We start from the raw sequence: 1337 nt of genomic DNA on the forward strand, positions 1-1337 counted from the left end.
CTAGGCCGTGTTTTAGAAGGCGTCGAAGGTGTGCCTGGTCGGCCGCCCTGGGAAGCTTCGGGCGGCCAGCCAGAGGATGAGGTCGCGCGCGATCGTGCCGATGCTGGTCTCGGTGATCACGTCGTGTTCGCGGCGGCTCGCGTCGCGGCGGACGATCTCGTAGCCGCCCTCGTCGAGGACGGCGACCGAGACGTACCAGACCGGGTCGTCCTCGTCGGGCTGGATGACGACGAACGTGTTGTCGGTGTCGTTGAGGTCGTCGACCAGCATGAAGATGGCGTCTTCGGACGGGTCGTCGATGTGGTCGCCGTTCTCGCTGTCGGCGCAGTAGTAGTCAGCGGCCACCGGTCTCTCCCCTTGTGCGACGCCCTGCTCCGGGCTCGCGGCCAGCATGGCACGCGAGCCCGACACGTCGGGTCTCACAGCCACTGGTTGATCGCGGCGACGAGGACGGCAGCCTCGAAGCGGACGGCGAGTTTGTCGAACCGGGTGGCCACCGCCCGGTTCTGCTTCAGCCGGTTGATGCCGCACTCGACGGCATGGCGGGCCTTGTAGTCCTCACGGTCGAAGACGGGCGGACGGCCACCGCCGGCGCCTCGCCGTTTGCGGTTGCGGATCTGGTCGGCCGGTTCCGGAATGGTGCACCGGATGCCGCGTCTGCGCAGGTAGGCCCGGTTGACCCTGGACGAATACGCCTTGTCGCCGCGCACCCGAAGCGGACGGGTGCGCGGTCGCCCCGGGCCGGTTCTGGGCACCCGGATCGCTTCGAGTACCGCCTCGAACTGCGGCGAGTCGCCGCGCTGACCGGCTGTGACGAGCAAGGACATCGGTCTTTGGAGTTGCTCGCACGCCAGATGGATCTTGGTTGTGAAGCCGCCCCGCGACCGGCCCAGTCCGTGATCCGCGGGCTCCTGCCCCACGCCACCCGGCGGTTCCTTCTGAGCGGCACCGTCCCGCCGGGCTCCCGCGGCGTGCTGGTGGGCCCGGCAGACCGTGGAGTCGACGTTCACCTCCCAGACGATCAGCCCTGCCGCATCGGCCCGCGCCTGCAGAGCAGCCAGGATCTGCTGCCAGACACCCTGTCGTTGCCAGCGACGGAACAACCCGTAGATCGTCTGCCAGGGACCGTACTCCGGCGGAACGTCCCGCCACGGAGCGCCAGTCCGCACTCGCCACCGAACCCCGTCGACCAGCCTGCGGCGCGACCTCGCCGGACGCCCCACACCGGCAACCGGCAACAACGGTTCCAGCACAGCCCACTGGTCATCCGACAGATCCCCCCGCCCCATCCGAAGAGCCTGACATCACGCCGGACGACCTTCCAAAACACGCCCTAG

Annotated in this window: 2 protein-coding genes; both read right to left on the minus strand. The window is 68.9% G+C overall.

Annotated features, from left to right (window positions below; genetic code table 11):
* Nucleotides 1-12: 12 nt before the first annotated feature.
* Entirely contained in the window at nucleotides 13-393 is a 381-nt protein-coding gene (locus ACFWOG_RS40890; RefSeq protein WP_380364836.1) for a hypothetical protein, read from the minus strand.
* Nucleotides 394-419: 26 nt separating this feature from the next.
* Nucleotides 420-1289 (minus strand): IS5 family transposase, encoded by an 870-nt coding sequence (locus tag ACFWOG_RS40895; protein ID WP_380364834.1) that lies wholly within the window; start codon nucleotides 1287-1289, stop codon nucleotides 420-422.
* Between the last annotated feature and the right edge of the window lie 48 nt (nucleotides 1290-1337).

Origin of the sequence: Kitasatospora sp. NPDC058406, assembly GCF_042722765.1 — a bacterium.
GTDB lineage: Bacteria > Actinomycetota > Actinomycetes > Streptomycetales > Streptomycetaceae > Kitasatospora.